The organism is Bacillus sp. C-3-6, from assembly GCF_054509685.1.
This window is the reverse complement of record NZ_CM137247.1, coordinates 1,386,590-1,404,656: the sequence shown is the minus strand read 5'-3', so window position 1 is coordinate 1,404,656 and position 18,067 is coordinate 1,386,590. Positions and strand designations below refer to the sequence as shown.

Sequence of the window (18,067 nt, the reverse complement as noted above, 5' to 3'; positions counted from 1 at the left end):
TTTACAACACTCCACTTACTTGATAAGCATTTTCCGTTTGCTTCTCAAACCAATGGATTTTTTCTCTAAAACGGACAACTTCTCCAATTACAATCATGCTCGGATTTTGAATTTGCTCTTTTTTCGCAACATCTACAATTGTTCCTAATGTCCCAACAACTGTACGTTGCATAGACGTCGTCCCCTGCTCAATAATAGCAGCTGGCGTACTTTTATCTTTTCCATGCTTCATAAGTTGCTCACATATGTAGGGCAAATTACTAACCCCCATATATATCGCTAAAGTCTCTACACCTTTCGCTAAACTTTCCCATTTCACTTCTTCTTCAGCACCTTCTTTCCTATGCCCAGTCACAATAGCAAAACTTGCACTTGCATCACGGTGCGTCACTGGAATACCAGCATAAGCAGGTGCAGCTATTCCAGATGAAATACCTGGGACGATTTCAAATGGTACACCTTGCTTTGCTAATGCTTCCGCTTCTTCTCCCCCTCTACCAAATACAAATGGATCGCCGCCCTTAAGCCTCGTTACTACTTTCCCTTTTTTCGCATACTTAATAAGAAATGTATTAATTGTTTCTTGCTTCATCGTGTGATAATTCGGGAGTTTCCCGCAATAAATTAAATCCGCGTCAGGCTTTGCGTGTGAAAGCAGCTCTTTATTCACAAGGCGATCGTATAAAATAACATCTGCCTTCTCAATACATTTCAACCCTTTAACAGTAATTAAATCTGGATCGCCAGGACCCGCTCCAACAATATAAACCTTCCCCATCATCTCTCCTCATTTCTACTATTAAAATGAAACTTCCATTCGTATATAAGAATGGAAGTTTTTATTTTTTCGTATTACTAATCTCTACTCATGAATAACAAATGCTGCACCTTTTCGAATCTTCTTTTTTTCAAACAAAGAAATCTCTTTTACCTCTGGCAACGGTAAAAAATGTTTTTCAAGCTCAATCTCCGCAAGCTTAAATGCCTGTTCTTCACTTTGAGCAACAACAACAATCGGAACAATATCACTCACTAATACAGCTTCAAATCGATATAAATCCATATTGTCCCCCCTAAGACGCTATGACTTCTTCTAACACGTTATTTAACGCTATTTGTAATGTGTCTACACCAACACGACCTACAAAATCATAAAATGTTTCGGCTGGTAATTTATTCTCTTTGAAATAACTTATAAATGATGCGAGTACATCAGGTAAATCCTCGCCATCTATTTTTCCTTTTAACTTTTGATTGTAGGCACCGCCATCTAACAACGTTCCACCTACATATATCTCAAATGCTTCAACAATTCCCTTTTCCTTCGTTTTCATTTTCACCCCTTGTAACCCAATGTCAGCAATTTGACGTTGACCACATGAATTCGGGCAGCCTACCATATGAATTCGAACTGGAACATCGAGTGCAATTTGTGTATCTAAGTATTCTGCAATTTTTCGTAATCTTTCTTTCGTTTCTACTAATGCAAGATTACAATATTCAATACCGGTACATGAAACCGCATGACCAATAAATGATTTTGGGCTTGCAGATATCGCTTCAAACAACGGTTCACTAAGTAATCCTTTTACATTTTCCGGAGGAACGTTCGGAATAATGAAATTTTGTGAATTACATGTACGAATTTGTCCATTTCCATATTGCTTTGCGATTCTTGCAATCTCAAACATTTCTTCTGCATGTAAACGACCTACCGGTACATTAAAACCTACATATTTTAATCCCTCTTGTTTTTGGTCTTGAACACCATAAAAATAGCCTGCATTCCATCCTTTGAGTGCACTTTCCCCTTTACTTTGTAAAGGCCCTGTATACTCTATTAGTTTCTCTTTAAATTTCTCTGCTCCCCAGTCCGCAACAAGAAATTTCAAACGGGCTAAATGACGTTTCTCACGATATCCAAAATCACGGAATATAGTAGCAATTGCAATTGCCACTGCCTTCACTTCTTCTGGTAAAACGAACACATCTAATTCATCAGCTAAATATGGACGGGCTGATAATCCTCCGCCTACTTTTATATGAAAACCAACTTTTTTCTCACCATCTATTTCTTTCGTAGCAGGTGTAAATGCAACACAGTTAATCTCTGCGTTTGCTGAGTTATAAATATTAGAACTAATAGACATTTTAAATTTACGTGGCAAATTAGAAAACTCTTCATTATGTTGGAAATAGTCATATACCTCTTTCACAATATGTGTCGTATCAAATAGTTCATTTGCATCAATTCCAGCAAGCGGATTACCTGTAATATTCCGCGTTATATCACCACAAGCCCCCGCTGAAGATAATCCAACTCTTGCTAATCTTTTAAAAATATCTGGTATTTGCTGAATTTCTAACCAGTGAAACTGAATCGCCTGTCTCGTAGTAATATCTATTACATCACGTCCATAATCCTCAGCGATAGAAGCAAGTACTTCTGCCTGCGCATTTGTAATAATCCCTGACGGAATATTTACCCGCATCATAAAATAACCAGCTTCTTTTGGACGTTGTAAATACAATCCCGCCCATTTAAAGGCATCCCACTCTTCTTTCGGAATAGATTCAAATCCATTTTCCGCATAGTAAGGAATATCATTAAAAATTTCTAATCCATCTTTTTCTAATTTATTTTTCTCCGTTTGATTTAGTTTTTCATTGTTAGCCCATACTTTTTCATAACTCATTTTTAAATCCCCCTATATAAAGTGAAACTTTAATCAGTAGAGTTTTGTTCATCCCACGCTGATTATTAGCCTTAACCAATCGGGTATTTACGGGCAGCCCGACCCCCACCTAACTTCCTTGCCCCAATCGAACTTTGAGGTAGGAATTTTACTTCCCGGCAAATAGCGGGATAAAACTACGCTCTTGTAAGTACTTCACGATTTGTTCTGCACATTCTTCAATAGAATATTTGTGCGTTTCTACAATTAATTCTGCTTGCTCTGGCTCTTCATAAGGCGAATCAATACCTGTGAAATCCTTAATATCACCTTTTCTTGCCTTTTTATAAAGCCCTTTCGGATCACGTTTCTCACACTCTTCAATCGGACACTTCACAAAAATTTCAATAAATTCATCTGCCGCTAATAAATCTCTTACTTGTTTGCGGTCTACTCGAAATGGTGAAATAAATGCTGTAAGGACAACTGTTCCTTGATCTACAAATAACTTTGCCACTTCGCCAATACGTCTTATATTTTCCATGCGATCACTTTCAGAAAATCCTAAGTCTTTATTTAAACCGTGGCGAATGTTATCCCCATCCAGCACATAATTTCCAATATTCTTTTCAAACAGTTTACGAGCGACCGCATTCGCTACTGTAGATTTACCCGAAGCTGATAAACCAGTAAACCAAATTACAAAACTGTGATGTCCATTCTTCACTCTTCTCTCATCTTTTGAAACCGAAGCTGTATGCCAAGTAATATTCGTATCCATCTCGTTCTCTCCCTATTCTGTTACTACTTCTTTTTTTAAACCTTTAATTAGCACTTCTACTACTTCTTTACGACTAAATGTACTTGGTGGAATCTCACCGTTTCTTAATAATTCTCTTACTTTCGTACCTGATAAAATAACATGATCTTCTTTTCCGTGCGGACATGTTTTTGTTGAAGCCATCGCTTCACATTTCGTGCAGTAAAAACTATGTTCAAAGAATAGTGGTGTAATGCCTAACTCTTCTATCGTAAAATTCGTGAAGATTTCTTGCGCTTCGTATGTTCCGTAATAATCTCCTACTCCGGCATGATCACGTCCTACAATAAAGTGGGTACATCCAAAATTCTTTCTTACTAACGCATGAAATATCGCTTCTCTTGGTCCTGCGTAACGCATTGCAGCAGGAAATACACTTAAAAAGACACGATTTTTCGGATAATAGTTTTGAAGGAGTACTTCATAGCTTTCCATTCTTACATCAGCAGGAATATCATCCGATTTCGTTTCTCCTACGAGTGGATTTAAAAAGAGACCATCTACAATTTCAAGAGCAGATTTTTGAATATACTCATGGGCACGATGTACCGGGTTTCTCGTTTGAAATCCGACTACTGTTTTCCACCCACGTTTTTTAAATTCTTCTCTCGTTTCAATTGGGTCTAAATGATAAGAAGGAAATTGATTATTTTCAAAGCGTTTTGTTAGAATAATAGTTCCTCCAACGTAAACGTTTGGTCGTTCATATAATTTTTTCACTCCTGGATGAGCCTCATCCGTTGTTTTATATACAAGTAACGCTTCTTTTTCTTTATCTGGTACGAAAATATCTTCTATTTTAATAGCACCATATATATTTCCATTGTTGACAAGCTTTACTTCCTCTCCGGTCTTCAGGCTTTCTGCGACTTCTTCTGTTACCGGTAATGTAATTGGTATACTCCACACACTACCATTTGCTAAACGAAGCGTTTCTACGACTGAATCATAATCTTCCTTCCCCAAAAAACCAGTAAGCGGGCTATATCCACCTGTCGCCAATAGTTCTAAATCACTTAAAGCAATGTTGTCTAATTTAATTTCTTTTTCAATTTGTGATATATCATATGTCTCATCTATACGGTTTACTAATTCGTTTACTGTGCTCATTTTCTATATCCCCTCTTAGCTTTATTTCAAGATTCATCTTATTGATAATGAAGACCACATTCGGTTTTCACTTTCCCAGCCCATCTACCATCTCTTGAATCGCCACCATCCCCTACAGGTAAAGTACATTTCTCACACCCAATACTTGGATAGCCAACATCATGCAACGGGTTATACGGCAAGCTATGTTTGTATACATATCGCCAAACTTCTTTCCACGTCCAATGAATGAGTGGACAAACTTTAATAGATTGAAAACGATGATCTTGATTTATAAACTTTGTATGCTTACGTGTTTCTGATTGTTCCCTTCTTAAGCCCGATATCCATGCTTTTTCCACGACTAATGATTTTTCTAAAGGTAAAATTTTTCTAATCTTACAACAAAGATTCGGATTGCTCTCCCACAGTTTTTCACCATGCAACTTCGCCTGTTCATCAAGTGTAAGTTCTGGCTGCTTTTCTATAATATTCAATGAAGGAAATCGTTCCCTCACTCTTTGAATTAATTCATATGTTTCTTGAAAATGAACATTTGTATCCAAAAATACAACTTTAGCAGATGGATTTACTTGGTTTATAAGGTGCAGCAATACCATACCTTCCACCCCAAAGCTACATGCGTAGACGATTTCATCTTTATACTCTTCATAAGCCCAATTTAATACTGATAACGCGCCTTTTGTTTCATCTTCTTCCGAAAACGAAACAACAATTTCTTCCCACGTTTCATACGTCAACATGTTTTTTCCCCCTGTAAAAGCAAAAAGACGGTTTTAACCTAATGAAAATAGGTTAAAACCGCCTCTAGTTTTTCTAGTCAGCGCTTTTCACTTTAAACGTACTTTTTCACTTTTCTCTAACTGAATTACTTTTCCATCTTGCACAACAATTGTAATTGAGCCATATTTCATATCAGCAAGCATCGCTTCAATCTTCTCGGATACTTCATCAAAATGTTCCCGTACACCCACGCGAACAGCCCCCCTTTTTATTCATAAAAAAAATCTTTCCCATTTCGAAAAGACTGTTCGGTAATATATTTTACCTTATCTTTCAAAATGGATTCCATTTTGCTGGATTTAGCACCTTGCTTTCTATAAGCAGGTTGCCGAGCTTCTTCGGGCCAGTTCCCTCCGCTTCTCTTGATAAGCTTTGTATTTGTATTTTATCACAATTCTGATTTTTTTCAATCCTAGTTTTCCGATATATTTTAATTATTTTATTTTACAAAAAAGGAATTGCCCATCCGAACAACTCCTTTTTCTATTTAAACAAGCTCTTTAATACGTATGCGATCGTTCCCAATAATATTTTCATATGTTTCGCGTTCCACAACTACTTGCGATGTTCCGCCTTTTGCAAAGACAACGGCTGGTCTTCGAATCCGATTGTAATTATTCGCCATCGAGTACCCGTAGGCTCCTGTACAGGAAACTGCTAGTAAATCAGCAGAAGCGACTTTCGGTAAATGAATATCCCAAATCAACATATCTCCGCTCTCACAACATTTCCCCGCAATCGAAACGAGTTCCTCATTCTCATCATTCCCTCGATTCGCTAACATTGCTTCATAACGCGCACTATATAAAGCAGGTCTTAAATTATCTGTCATTCCACCATCGACTGATACATATTTCCGAATACCAGGAATATCTTTCACAGACCCAACTGTATAAATTGTTGTCCCAGCATCACCTACAATGCTACGGCCTGGTTCAATCCATATTTCTGGCAATGGATATTCACATACAGTAAATTGTTCTCTCACTGCACTTGTTACAGCTCGCACATATGTCTCAAGAGTTAACGGTGTATCCGACTCTGTGTAGCGTATTCCAAATCCCCCGCCTACATTTAACACTTTTACTACATAGTTTGTTTGCTCTCTCACTTCTTCTAAAAATTGGCGAAGAACTTCAATCGCTCGAACAAAGCCAGCTGTTTCAAATATTTGCGATCCGATATGTGAATGAATCCCTAGCACATTATAATTGGATTTTTGTAAAGCAAATCCAATTGCCTGTATCGCTTGACCGTTTGAAACGCCAAATCCAAATTTCGAATCATCTTGGCCTGTTGTAATATATTCATGTGTGTGCGCCTCTACTCCAGGCGTTACACGAATTAATATGTTCACAAACTTTCCATGTTGCATCGCTAAATCGTGTAAAACTTCTAATTCAAAGAAATTATCTACGACAAAACAACCGATATTCGCCTGAAGAGCCATCACTATCTCTTCTTCTGTTTTATTATTTCCATGAAAATGAATACGTGATGCTGGAAATCCTGCTTGGAGCGCAGTATATAATTCTCCTCCAGAAACAACGTCTAATGACATATTCTCTTCACGAGCTACTCGGCACATCTCCATGCACAAGAACGCCTTGCTTGCATATGCTACTTGATAAGAGAAACCACTTTCTTTAAAAGCACGATGAAATGCTCGGCATTTTCCTCGAATAGACTCTTCATCGTATACATAAAGTGGTGTTCCGTATTGCTTTGCTAGCTGCGTCGTATCGCACCCTCCAATTTCTAAGTGTCCTTGCCCATTAATTCGGCTTGTGCCGTGTAAATACATTTAAATTCCTCCCTTATTTCCTCTAAAACTCATAACCCCAATCTTCTATTCATTGCAGCACGCTTTTAGATAGACAAAAAACGCGCGGAACAATGTTCACACGCGTTTCTTATTAGGAAAAATATATATTGAAAAAATAAACGAGTTGTTATCTCCTCAAAATAAGAAACCGCATCAACATCTCCAAATAGCTCTCCATAAAATAAATCTTATGACAGTACTACATTTATTCAATGTAGTCCCAATATATGAATAAGATGGTTATTCTTATATTTCGGCAATAGTCCCTTTCAGCCTATGATCACAGATTCCATGAAATCTCCCATAGCTTACTCTTTCCTATCGCGGCCTCTACCTTTGAGAGTAGATGAGGTAAGTCTATTTAATTTTCAAACATCTAATTGTTGCTATTAACAATACCAAAGGACCATTTTATTTGTCAAACAATTTTTTATATTGTTTTTTTACAGTTTAATTTTGCATCATTTGGTAAGCGCTTTACTGAAATCTTTTTCACTTCCCATTCGCCTTCTTCGTTATTAAATGTAATCGTTACCTTCTCAAATGGGGGAGCAATTTTCCCAGCAACACGTTCATACTTTGTCACTTCAATACTTGCTTGAAATAAATATGTACCGCTATACACTTTTTTTAAACTAATAATTTTAGGACATTGATACGGTTTCAAACTTCCATATTGTTTTTCAATTGCTTTATTTATTTTTGGAAATAAAACAGAATAAAGTGCATCTTCCATAAGAGGTGCATCATATTGAGCTATTGACACACTCGGTGAGGTAAAAAGTATAACACTACTACATGCTATAAAATATAATAATTTTCGCATTATAACCTCCGTATTATCACGCGATTCTTTCTGCGTACGATAATTATCATACATAGAAATTCTGTTTTATTGTCTCCCACCACTCTTTTTCTACTCGATTATTATAAAAAAGCCCACAACTCTCTTTTATTTTCGTATAATGATACTCATAGTATAATAATCATAATAACAAAGGACTGTTCGTATATATAAAATGAGTCGTTAAGCAAACTGACTCACAAGAACTGTCATGCTTTTTAGGAGAGGAGTATATTATGCTACAACATCTGTTTCCAAAACTGCGATTTGCACTCGTTGCAGTCGTTTTACTATGGATTAAAACATATATTGTGTACAAGCTAGCATTTGATATTAAAATTGATAATTTCTTTGAAGAATTCATGCTTTTTATTAATCCACTAGCTGCGTTACTTTTATTTTTCGGCTTAGCTTTACTTGCATCTAAGCACCGAAACCGAATTATAATTGGAATCAGTTTTATACTGTCATTTATTTTATTTGGAAACGCAATGTTTTATGGGTTCTATAACGATTTCGTTACTTTCCCGGTTTTATTCCAAACAAACAATATGGCTGATTTAGGGACAAGTATAAAAGAACTCTTTACGTACAAAACATTACTTTTATTTGCAGATGCAATTATTTTAATGTTTATTTCGCGTAAATTCCCATCATTTGGCGACAAAACACCACTTTCCCGCTCAGAGAAGCGAACTTTCTTTAGCGGTGTAACAGCTTTATTAGCACTACAAATTGTTGTATCAGTTATTTATAAACCACAAATGTTCTCGCGCTCATTTGACCGTCAAACTGTCGTAAAGAATTTAGGTTTATACACATATCATCTATTTGATATTACACTTCAATCCAAGTCTTCAGCTGAGCGTGTATTTGCAAGTGGGGATGGATTTTCTGAAATCAAAAACTATACAGACTCAAAAGACAAACAAGTTGATAAAAACTTATTTGGAGCTGCAAAAGGTAAAAATGTAATTTTAATTTCAATGGAATCTACACAAAGCTTTGTTATTAATAAAAAAATAAATGGAAAAGAAATTACCCCATTTTTAAATGAATTTATTAAGGATAGTTTCTATTTCGATAACTTCTATCATCAAACTGGACAAGGCAAAACTTCTGATGCTGAATTTATCGTTGAAAACTCACTTTATCCGCTAGATCGTGGTTCTGTATTCTTTACTCATGCAACAAACGAATACACAGCGACACCAGAACAATTAAAGAAATACGGATATTCTTCTGCCGTCTTCCATTCAAATGATAAAACGTTTTGGAATCGGGATGTAATGTATCCTGCGCTTGGATATGATCGTTACTTTAATTTAAATGATTACGCAGGAACGGAACAAATGTCTGTCGGTTGGGGATTAAAAGATAAACAGTTCTTTGAACAATCTATTCCAAAGTTAAAATCTTTACCGCAACCGTTCTATACAAAATTTATTACATTAACAAATCATTTTCCGTTTCTTCTAAATCCGGAAGACCAATATGTTGATGAATTCAACTCAGAAAGTGGTGTTGTAAACCGCTACTTCCCAACTGTTCGTTACACAGATGAAGCTCTTAAATTATTTATTAAACAATTAAAAGAAGAAGGACTGTATGATAATTCCGTTATTGTCATTTATGGTGATCATTATGGTATTTCCGAAAATCATAACGCAGCTATGGCACAGTTCCTAGGAAAAGATACTATTACACCATTCGATTCTATGCAATTACAACGAGTTCCTCTTATTATTCATGTGCCTGGTCAAGAAGGCAAAGTTGTTTCTAAAGTATCTGGTCAAATTGATATTAAACCAACGCTCCTTCATTTACTTGGTATTAAAACAAATAAATCCGTTGAATTTGGAACTGACTTATTTATTAAAGAAAAAGACCCGCTTATGGTAATGCGTGATGGTAGCTTTGTTTCTGAAGAGTATGTTTATACAAAAAATATGTGCTACAAAAGAAGTACGGGTGAAGAAGCTGATATGACGCTATGTCAGCCGTATATTGAAAAAACAAAAACAGAATTAAAACTCTCCGATAAATTAATTTATGGAGATTTATTACGTTTCGATCCTAATAATCAATATAAAACTGGAACGATGACAACGAAATTTGAATAGTAAAGGAAGCAACTTTATACAAGTTGCTTCCTCTTTTTATTTTCACTTAATTTTTAAATCATCCTTCTATGAAATCTTTCACAAATTGGTAATTTCTTTCGTATGAGGAATAAATTTATGGTATGATAAAATAAGTAAACTTTCATACACTAATTAAGAATTTATTACAGAAAGCAAGGGATCAGATTTTGTATAGAGCAGCTATTCCAAACTTATTTACGCTCGGAAATTTATATAGCGGATTTTTATCAATCGGCTATGCATCTTTAGGATATTATAAATCAGCTGCTATTTTAGTACTTATCGGGATGATGTTAGATAGTCTTGATGGTCGTGTTGCTCGTTTATTACGTGTTGATTCACAAATGGGAAAAGAGCTCGACTCGCTTGCAGATGTCGTAACATTTGGTGCAGCACCTGCTGTTTTAATGTATTACACATCTTTCTCAAACTACGGAATCATCGGATTATACATAGCGGGATTATTCCCTCTTTTCGGAGCATATCGTTTAGCACGATTTAATGTAACACCATCTTCTACTTCAATGAAATATTTCACTGGAGTACCGATTACAGCAGCGGGAGGGCTTGTTGCTTTCTTAACATTATTTTCACATACCATTCCAAAAATCGTTCTTATTACCGTATTTGTAACGTTCGCATTTTTAATGGTGAGCCGCATTCGTATCCCAAGTTTAAAAGATGTACCAATTCCACGATATAGCATCATTATTACACTATTTTTAGTTGGAATCATTATTACAATGTATCAAACAGGATTTGGCAATTTTTCTGTTTTCTTATTCATTGCCATTCCACTATATATTTTGTACATGTTATCTCAATTCATTAGACAAAGACCGTCTAAAAAAGCGAATAAAGAAAAATAAGAAAACCTTCCGAGTCCGGAAGGTTTCTTTTTATTTTGTGACTAATACCTTTTGATTTACAGGTGTTACTGGCTCTTCGCCGTTTAATACAGCTAAAATATTTCTGACAGCCATTTCAGCCATCGCATCACGAGTTTCAAACGTTGCATTCCCTACGTGTGGAGCAAGTACTACATTCTTTAACTCTTTTAGCTCTTCTGTAATTTTCGGTTCAAATTCAAACACATCAAGAGCTGCCCCTTCAATTTCATTCGTTTTTAATGCATAAGCAAGTGCTGCTTCATTCATAATTGGTCCACGTGAAGCATTTACAATATACGCTGTTTTCTTCATCATTTTAAACTGCTCTTCATCAATCATATGATGTAATTTCGGATTATAAGCACAGTTAATTGTAATAAAATCTGCTGTTTGTAATAATTTTTCCAACGTCACATACGTTGCTCCCAGTTCACTTTCAGCTTCAAACTTACGATTTGGCCCTGTATATAAAACATCCATTCCAAATGCTTTCGCACGTTTTGCAACAGCCTTCCCGATTTCTCCAAGACCAATAATTCCGATTGTCTTACCGTGGACTTCTCGTCCTAAGAAAAATAACGGTGCCCACCCGTTAAATCCAGTCGTACGACATAACGTATCCCCTTCAGGAATTCTACGCGCCGCTGCTAAAAGAAGTGCAAATGTTAATTCTGCAGTCGCTTCCGTTGATACTTTCGGTGTATTCGTAACTGCAATTCCTTTTTCACCCGCATACGTGTAATCAATATTGTCGTAACCAGCACCATAGTTTGCAACAATCTTTAAATGAGACGCTGCATCAATAACTTCTTTTGGCACCTTTGTCGAAAGTAAACTTAACAATGCATCTTTATCTTTTACACGCTCTGTTAATTCATCTATAGAAATTAATTCCTCTTTATCGTACATTTCTACATCATGATCTTTTAATAGTTCTAATCCAATTTCCGGAATTTTTCCCGCTACTAATATTTTTGCCACTACTAACACCTCTTCTATAGAAAATAAGATATCTCTTATATTTCATTGTAAGAAATCCACATATAAAAACCAAGGAATTTGATTATAGTTTTGAAAATCGACACTTTTCCATGAAAAAAGAGGAGATGCAACTCTCCCCTCTTCTTACGCTTTTTCCTGCGATTCTTTTCCGAGCTTCACATCAATAGTTCCTTCTGCAACCGTATCGCTAATTTGCTCCTCAATAACCGATTGAGATGCAGAATTCGTTTCAGAAGTATAAGCTTGTTGCTGTGCAACTTGTACATTTTGTTTATTTTGTTGTTTCGCCATTTCTTACCCTCCTTTTCATTCTTTCTTATTTTGAACAAAAAGGGTGGTTTTCATCAAAAAATTGCGTTTCATTTTGAATTTGTTACTTCTTCTTCAAGCGACCTCATTACTCTTGCTCGCTTCGTAAATGTTGCAACCTGAGTAACACCGTGCGCTCGTAATGTTTGTACATTCTCTTGTACATAGTTCCCTAAATCATTTGGATAATGGGCATCCGAAGAAATCGTAATTGGAACACCATACTTAGCTAATACTTGTAAATATAGTGGACTTGGGCACATTTCACGAACAGGATAACGATAGTACAATCCTGCATTTATTTCTGTTGCCGTATTCGTTTCTACTAACGCACAGGCAATTTCCTCATAATAAGAAAGCTGTTCATTCTCATCCAATCGATAATTAAATACCTTTATATTATCTAGATGAGCGATAATATCAAATAACTCGGTACGAATCGCACTCTCAACTGTTTTAAAAAACGTATCGTATAATGCGCGTAGGTCATGCACCTCAAAATATTCTTTCGTATCTGGATTATCAAATCCCCAGCCATTTAGAAAATGAACGGAGCCAATTACATAATCAAAGTCTCCTAGCGCTAATAATTCTTTTAACTCTCCTTCACAACCAATAAAATAATCCGCTTCAATTCCAAGTTTAAGTGTGACACCTCTTTTACTCCATCGTTCTTTCGCCTCTTCAATTGCCTTTGTAAAATCATACAGTGAAACTACCCTTACTTGATCTAACCATTCTTTCTGTATACGACCGAGCTTAGAATCACTAATATCTACATATTTTTCATAATATCCTTTCGCTTCATGAAAACGATATAGATGATCAACAATTCCCACTTCTTTTATTCCTTTTCGCACAGCTTCTTCTAAATATAGATCTATCCATTCTGTTGTAAATGGCCCTTCCTTCACACGTTTTTGCAAACGCTCTTGTGTTTTCATAAGCCAATCCATAGAATGCCTTTCTTGAAGCGGTTCATAACATTCCAACGCTTCATTTATTTTAGCAAGCCATCCTATTGAATACGGTCCTTCTTCTAAGTGAAGATGATAATCTACTTTCATATACATTCCCCCTTATAATGTATCTATTTCCCTTCTATCCCCAACTCTCGAAAGCTTTCCATTTCGTTCTTTCACCTCTCGCATGACATCTTCCAATGCGATATTTTTTTCAGCTAATAAAACGAAACAGTGATAAAATACATCAACCATTTCTTTCACTACTTCTTCTTTATCATTATTTTTACATGCGATAATTACTTCAGCACACTCTTCACCAATTTTCTTTAAAATTTTATCTTCTCCTTTTGAAAATAAATAATTTGTATACGATTCAGGAAGTGGGCTTTCCTTTCGTTCTTCAATTGTTTTATACAGCAACTTAAAGGCATTTTCCATATGTATCCCCCTATATAATTTGATAGTGAAAACATGTCTTCTCCCCCGTATGACAAGCAGGTCCTACTTGTTTCACATTCACAACAATTGAATCTTGATCACAATCTAAGTATAGAGATTGCACATATTGAACATTCCCTGATGTTTCTCCCTTATTCCATAACGACTGCCTCGAACGAGAGTAAAACCATGTTCTTTTCGTCTCTAACGTTTTTTCATATGCTTCTTCATTCATATAAGCTAGCATTAAAACTTCTTTCGTACCTTCTTCGATGACAATTGCCGGTATTAATCCTTTTGAAAAATTAGGTTTCATAACCGCACCTCAACATTTGCATCTCTTAATTTTCGCTTTACACTCTGCACTGTCGCCTCACCATAATGAAAGATGGATGCCGCTAATGCTGCATCAACTGTTGTCTTTTGAAAAACTTCTATAATGTGATCCGTATGACCACAGCCTCCTGATGCGATGACTGGAATGGAAACACTTTTTGAAATTTCTTCTGTTAAACGAAGATCATATCCACTTTTCGTTCCATCTGCATCCATACTCGTTAACAAAATTTCACCCGCCCCGAGCTTAACAACACGCTTCGCCCATTCTATGGCATCCATTCCTGTGTCAACTCTTCCGCCGTTGACGTATACGTTCCATTTATCTTCTGCTACTTTTCTAGCGTCAATTGCCACGACAATACATTGTGATCCAAAGTGTTCTGCGCCCTCTTCGATTAGCTTCGGATTTCGCACTGCCGCTGAGTTTATTGAAACTTTGTCTGCTCCAGCTCTTAGTAAATTGTACATATCTTTCACACTTGAAATCCCCCCGCCAACCGTAAGAGGAATAAATACTTTAGCTGCTGTTTTTTCTACAACATCTATAATCGTTTTTCTTCCTTCATGAGTCGCTGTAATATCTAAAAATACGATTTCATCTGCCCCTGCCACGTTATATGCTTCAGCTATTTCAACCGGATCACCGACATCTTGTAATCCTATAAAATTTACACCCTTTACGACTCGCCCTTCTTTCACATCTAGACATGGAATAATTCGTTTCGCTAACATAACTTCGTTACCTGTAACACTTCTTCTAAATCAATCGTTTTCTCGTAAAGCGCCTTTCCAATTATGACACCATATATATTCATATCATTTAACTTTTTCACATCTTGAATAGATGCCACTCCTCCAGAGGCAATGAGACGAATGCCCACACTTTTTTGAAGTAACGCCAATTGTTCAAAATTTGGCCCTGCAAGCGTCCCGTCTTTCGAAATGTCTGTAAACACAATCGTTTGAACATCTAAACTTTCCATTTGTTTCGCTAAACTAATATAAGAAATTTCAGACAGATCAAGCCAACCTCTCGTTGCTACGAAGCCATTTTTCGCATCAATTCCAACAATGATTTTCTCTTTATATAGACGAACTGCTTCCTCTAAAAATGACTTATCATAAAGAGCTGCTGTTCCTAAAATCACTTTTTCTACACCTACTGACAATAACTTCTCCACCGCTACAAGTGAACGAATTCCTCCTCCCACTTGCACAGGAATACGTACCGCCTTACAGATTTTTTCAATGACGGGCAAATTTAAAGACTCGCCAGCAATTGCACCGTCTAAATCAACAATGTGTAGTATTTCCGCTCCAAGCTTTTCAAATATGATTGCCTGCGCTACCGGATCTTCATTCATCACCGTTTCTTTACTAAACTCTCCTTGATAAAGTCTAACGCATCGTCCTTCTTTTAAATCGATAGCTGGGAAGATTTCCATGCTTCTACCACCCCTTGAAAATTTTTTAATATTTGCATGCCAATTTCACCACTTTTTTCTGGATGAAACTGTGCACCAAATACATTTCCTTTCGCTACAAACCCTGGTACTTGCATTCCATAATCACTTACTCCGCATACAATTTCATCTGGACAATCCGCGTAATATGAGTGAACATAATAAACGAAAGAACCATCCACTAATCCATTCCAAAGCGGAAATTCTCTTTCCTTCCTTAATTCATTCCATCCCATATGAGGAATTTTATACGAAACTTTTAACTTACGAATTTCCCCTGGTAGTAAACCTAACCCGCTACAATCTTTTAGTTCCTCACTTCGTTCAAATAAAAGCTGCATGCCCAAACATATACCGAGGAGAGGTTTTCCTATATCACAAACCTCTTTTAGTACACACACTAAATCTCTTTCTTCTAATACGTCCATCGCTTTCGGAAATGCACCTACTCCCGGTAAAATCACGCCATCGCTTCTCAATATCTCTTCTTTATCACTCGTTACAATGTACTCTGCCCCAATATATTTTAACGCTTGCTCTACACTGCGAATATTCCCCATTCGATAATCTATAATGGCAATCAATTACAACATCCCTTTCGTTGAATTTACACCAGTAATGTTGGCATTTTTTTCGACCGCTTCTCTAAGCGCTCTACCAAAAGCTTTAAATACTGCTTCAATTTTGTGATGCGTATTACTTCCGTATAGAACGCGCGCATGTAATGTAATATTGGCAGCATGTGCAACTGCTCTAAAAAATTCTTCCGTCAATTCTGTATCAAAATCCCCAAGCTTCGGATTTGTTAATTCCCCTTGAAATACACAATATGAGCGTCCACTTATATCAATTGCGACAAATCCTAAAGATTCATCCATCGGTACGTACGCTGAACCGTAACGATTAATTCCCTCTTTGTTTTGCAATGCTTCTTTCAAGCAATTTCCGAGTACAATTCCAACATCTTCAACGGTGTGATGTGCATCGATAAATGCATCCCCTTCTGCTTCAACTTGCAATCCAAATCTTCCATGTCTAGCAAATAAAGTAAGCATATGATCGAAAAAACCAACCCCTGTTTGAATAGATACATTTGTACTTTCATCAAGCTGCAAATTTAATTTAATTTTTGTTTCTGTCGTCTCACGTACTTGACTGGACTGACGCATTATTTTTCCTCCTCAAACCTTATTTGGATTGCTCTCGCATGTGCATGTAACCCTTCTTTATTTGCAAGCTCTACAATGTGATGCTGTACATTTTTTAATGCTTCCTCCGTATAAGAAATAAAACTTGATTTTTTCACGAAATCATCGACTGATAACGGAGAAAAAAATCTTGCCGTTCCGCTCGTTGGTAATACATGATTCGGTCCCGCTAAATAATCCCCGAGCGGTTCAGGTGCATATGACCCAAGGAAAATAGAACCTGCATGTTTCACATAATCTAGAGCATTCATCGGTTCTTTTATATGTAACTCTAAATGTTCTGGAGCAATTTCATTTGATAACTTTAGTGCCTCCTCTAAAGAAGGAACGATAAAGATGGCTCCATTTCTATTTATTGATTCACGTGCAATTTCACTTCTTGGTAACATTTCTAACTGTCTTTCTATCTCTTTTTCTACTTCTTTAGCTAGTTCCATATTCGTTGTAATACAAATCGCCGTTGCTCTCTCATCATGCTCTGCTTGCGATAATAAATCCGCTGCGATATATTTTGCATTACCTGTTTCATCCGCGACAACTACAATTTCTGATGGACCAGCAATCATATCAATATTTACTATTCCGTATACTTCTCGCTTCGCTAGAGCGACATACAAATTTCCCGGTCCAACTATTTTATCCACTTTCGGAATCGATTCCGTCCCGTATGCTAAAGCAGCAATTGCTTGCGCGCCACCTATCGTATAAATTTCATCTACTCCCGCAAGATTTGCAGCAGCTAATATATGCGGATCAATTCCTCCTTTCCTCGGCGGTGTTACCATTACAATCTTTTTCACACCTGCGAGTTTCGCCGGCAATACATTCATTAATACTGAAGAAGGATATGAGGCTGTCCCACCCGGTACATATACACCTACATTTTCTAACGGCCGAATGAGTTGCCCTCTAATTATGCCTTTACTTTCACAATCGAATATTGAGTGCTTCTTTTGCTTTTCGTGATACGAAACAATGTTTTTCTTCGCCTCTTTTAAAGCTTCTAAAAATGAATTCATTACAAACATACTCGCTTGCTGTATTTCTTCTTCACTTACACGAAAATCTTTCATCTCTACACCATCAAACTTTTTTGTATAGAAAGATAAAGCTTCATCTTTCCCTTCCCTTACATTTCTAATGATTTCTCTTACACTTCTTTGAACAGTTTCTTCTATTATATTAGCGTTTTCTCTTAGCACTTTTACTTTAGATAATGCCTCCTTAAAGTCTTCATAAATGATTTTCATTT

The 18,067-nt window shown here is 36.5% G+C and carries 21 protein-coding genes and 2 riboswitches; of the genes, 2 read left to right on the top strand and 19 right to left on the bottom strand.

Features of this window, described 5'->3' with window-relative positions:
• Nucleotide 1 precedes the first annotated feature (1 nt).
• From cobA to ACW0JX_RS07235, 9 genes are all read right to left on the bottom strand, one after another.
• Nucleotides 2–778, bottom strand: coding sequence for a uroporphyrinogen-III C-methyltransferase (gene cobA / locus ACW0JX_RS07275; RefSeq protein WP_000521256.1), 777 nt, complete (start codon nucleotides 776–778; stop codon nucleotides 2–4).
• 84 nt (nucleotides 779–862) lie between these two features.
• Nucleotides 863–1,063, bottom strand: a complete 201-nt coding sequence (locus ACW0JX_RS07270) for a DUF3906 family protein (protein ID WP_000366918.1) — start codon at nucleotides 1,061–1,063, stop codon at nucleotides 863–865.
• A gap of 10 nt (nucleotides 1,064–1,073) precedes the next feature.
• The gene (locus ACW0JX_RS07265; protein ID WP_000119611.1) at nucleotides 1,074–2,696 is read right to left on the bottom strand and encodes a nitrite/sulfite reductase; all 1,623 of its coding nucleotides are present in this window, start codon (nucleotides 2,694–2,696) and stop codon (nucleotides 1,074–1,076) included.
• Between the two features lie 148 nt (nucleotides 2,697–2,844).
• Complete coding sequence (cysC, locus tag ACW0JX_RS07260) at nucleotides 2,845–3,456, bottom strand: adenylyl-sulfate kinase (protein ID WP_029441817.1); 612 nt, start codon at nucleotides 3,454–3,456, stop codon at nucleotides 2,845–2,847.
• Between the two features lie 12 nt (nucleotides 3,457–3,468).
• A complete protein-coding gene (gene sat, locus ACW0JX_RS07255) occupies nucleotides 3,469–4,605 on the bottom strand; it encodes a sulfate adenylyltransferase (protein ID WP_064531921.1) in 1,137 nt (378 codons plus the stop codon).
• 38 nt (nucleotides 4,606–4,643) lie between these two features.
• The gene (locus ACW0JX_RS07250; protein WP_423098457.1) at nucleotides 4,644–5,348 is read right to left on the bottom strand and encodes a phosphoadenylyl-sulfate reductase; all 705 of its coding nucleotides are present in this window, start codon (nucleotides 5,346–5,348) and stop codon (nucleotides 4,644–4,646) included.
• A gap of 87 nt (nucleotides 5,349–5,435) precedes the next feature.
• Nucleotides 5,436–5,579, bottom strand: a complete 144-nt coding sequence (locus ACW0JX_RS07245) for a YezD family protein (RefSeq protein WP_000538896.1) — start codon at nucleotides 5,577–5,579, stop codon at nucleotides 5,436–5,438.
• A gap of 72 nt (nucleotides 5,580–5,651) precedes the next feature.
• Nucleotides 5,652–5,760: riboswitch (SAM riboswitch) on the bottom strand.
• 115 nt (nucleotides 5,761–5,875) lie between these two features.
• A complete protein-coding gene (gene lysA / locus ACW0JX_RS07240) occupies nucleotides 5,876–7,192 on the bottom strand; it encodes a diaminopimelate decarboxylase (protein WP_254488933.1) in 1,317 nt (438 codons plus the stop codon).
• A gap of 180 nt (nucleotides 7,193–7,372) precedes the next feature.
• Nucleotides 7,373–7,554, bottom strand: a riboswitch (Lysine riboswitch).
• Between the two features lie 89 nt (nucleotides 7,555–7,643).
• The gene (locus tag ACW0JX_RS07235; protein ID WP_366986920.1) at nucleotides 7,644–8,039 is read right to left on the bottom strand and encodes a DUF3888 domain-containing protein; all 396 of its coding nucleotides are present in this window, start codon (nucleotides 8,037–8,039) and stop codon (nucleotides 7,644–7,646) included.
• Nucleotides 8,040–8,293: 254 nt separating this feature from the next.
• Here ACW0JX_RS07235 and ACW0JX_RS07230 point away from each other — a divergent pair, with 254 nt between their 5' ends.
• Both ACW0JX_RS07230 and pssA read left to right on the top strand, forming a co-directional pair.
• Nucleotides 8,294–10,180: an LTA synthase family protein gene (locus ACW0JX_RS07230; RefSeq protein ID WP_454500523.1), complete on the top strand. Its 1,887-nt coding sequence runs from the start codon at nucleotides 8,294–8,296 to the stop codon at nucleotides 10,178–10,180.
• A 188-nt stretch (nucleotides 10,181–10,368) separates the two neighbouring features.
• The gene (gene pssA, locus ACW0JX_RS07225; protein ID WP_000285417.1) at nucleotides 10,369–11,070 is read left to right on the top strand and encodes a CDP-diacylglycerol--serine O-phosphatidyltransferase; all 702 of its coding nucleotides are present in this window, start codon (nucleotides 10,369–10,371) and stop codon (nucleotides 11,068–11,070) included.
• 30 nt (nucleotides 11,071–11,100) lie between these two features.
• On the opposite strand, the gene ACW0JX_RS07220 is transcribed toward pssA, so the two are convergent.
• From ACW0JX_RS07220 to hisD, 10 genes are all read right to left on the bottom strand, one after another.
• The gene (locus ACW0JX_RS07220) at nucleotides 11,101–12,072 is read right to left on the bottom strand and encodes an NAD(P)-dependent oxidoreductase (RefSeq protein ID WP_053564912.1); all 972 of its coding nucleotides are present in this window, start codon (nucleotides 12,070–12,072) and stop codon (nucleotides 11,101–11,103) included.
• 144 nt (nucleotides 12,073–12,216) lie between these two features.
• Nucleotides 12,217–12,384, bottom strand: coding sequence for a DUF4025 domain-containing protein (locus ACW0JX_RS07215; protein WP_095691170.1), 168 nt, complete (start codon nucleotides 12,382–12,384; stop codon nucleotides 12,217–12,219).
• A 68-nt stretch (nucleotides 12,385–12,452) separates the two neighbouring features.
• Nucleotides 12,453–13,469 carry a histidinol phosphate phosphatase domain-containing protein gene (locus ACW0JX_RS07210; protein WP_000861843.1) on the bottom strand — a complete coding sequence of 339 codons (1,017 nt, stop codon included), beginning with the start codon at nucleotides 13,467–13,469 and terminating at the stop codon, nucleotides 12,453–12,455.
• A gap of 12 nt (nucleotides 13,470–13,481) precedes the next feature.
• A complete protein-coding gene (gene hisE / locus ACW0JX_RS07205) occupies nucleotides 13,482–13,805 on the bottom strand; it encodes a phosphoribosyl-ATP diphosphatase (protein ID WP_000426355.1) in 324 nt (107 codons plus the stop codon).
• Nucleotides 13,806–13,815: 10 nt separating this feature from the next.
• On the bottom strand, nucleotides 13,816–14,121 hold the full coding sequence (hisI, locus tag ACW0JX_RS07200) for a phosphoribosyl-AMP cyclohydrolase (protein ID WP_000803964.1): 306 nt from the start codon (nucleotides 14,119–14,121) through the stop codon (nucleotides 13,816–13,818).
• A complete protein-coding gene (gene hisF / locus ACW0JX_RS07195) occupies nucleotides 14,118–14,876 on the bottom strand; it encodes an imidazoleglycerol phosphate synthase cyclase subunit (protein WP_023521478.1) in 759 nt (252 codons plus the stop codon). Before hisF ends, hisI begins: the two co-directional genes overlap by 4 nt.
• Nucleotides 14,870–15,589 carry a 1-(5-phosphoribosyl)-5-[(5-phosphoribosylamino)methylideneamino]imidazole-4-carboxamide isomerase gene (gene hisA / locus ACW0JX_RS07190; protein WP_000402295.1) on the bottom strand — a complete coding sequence of 240 codons (720 nt, stop codon included), beginning with the start codon at nucleotides 15,587–15,589 and terminating at the stop codon, nucleotides 14,870–14,872. Before hisA ends, hisF begins: the two co-directional genes overlap by 7 nt.
• Complete coding sequence (gene hisH / locus ACW0JX_RS07185; RefSeq protein WP_459245530.1) at nucleotides 15,562–16,191, bottom strand: imidazole glycerol phosphate synthase subunit HisH; 630 nt, start codon at nucleotides 16,189–16,191, stop codon at nucleotides 15,562–15,564. Before hisH ends, hisA begins: the two co-directional genes overlap by 28 nt.
• Nucleotides 16,192–16,776: an imidazoleglycerol-phosphate dehydratase HisB gene (gene hisB / locus ACW0JX_RS07180; RefSeq protein WP_423098447.1), complete on the bottom strand. Its 585-nt coding sequence runs from the start codon at nucleotides 16,774–16,776 to the stop codon at nucleotides 16,192–16,194.
• Nucleotides 16,776–18,065: a histidinol dehydrogenase gene (hisD, locus tag ACW0JX_RS07175; protein ID WP_366986924.1), complete on the bottom strand. Its 1,290-nt coding sequence runs from the start codon at nucleotides 18,063–18,065 to the stop codon at nucleotides 16,776–16,778. Before hisD ends, hisB begins: the two co-directional genes overlap by 1 nt.
• Between the last annotated feature and the right edge of the window lie 2 nt (nucleotides 18,066–18,067).